The 394-nt window shown below is 56.1% G+C and carries 1 protein-coding gene; it reads right to left on the minus strand.

Features of this window, described 5'->3' with window-relative positions:
* Positions 1–138: 138 nt before the first annotated feature.
* The coding region (locus tag AX750_RS26600; protein WP_197432838.1) for a hypothetical protein at positions 139–394 on the minus strand (256 nt) is incomplete at its 5' end.

Genomic DNA, 394 nt, shown 5'->3' on the forward strand with positions numbered 1-394 from the left:
CGATCCCGCCGTCGGGCACGAGATCGAAATCCCTGATCTTGATGTTGTCATGGGCTGCCGGCTTGTTCTTCATCGTCATTCTCCGTGTTGGTTTCGTTTAGTTTTCGAGGATTGTTGAGCTGAGCTGAGGCGATACCACTAAGATCGGCGCAGCAATTGTAGGATGTCGTCGAGGTCGGCATCCGTAGTATCCGCTGCATCTCGAACTGGGACTCGCGCTTCGTGAACGGGCGGGTCTTTGATTTTGACAGGCGACCGAACGCGTTGCGGCTGGGTGACCTCGTTCTCGTGGGTCAAAGACTTCAGCTCCGCGCCGACGTATTCGGCCAGATCTTCCCTTGAGAGCCCGTCGATGACGACACCGGCTGCGATCAGGTGATAGATCGTAACATCG

This window comes from Methylobacterium sp. CCH7-A2 (assembly GCF_001557075.1).
GTDB classification, from domain to species: Bacteria; Pseudomonadota; Alphaproteobacteria; order Rhizobiales; family Beijerinckiaceae; genus Allobosea; species Allobosea massiliensis.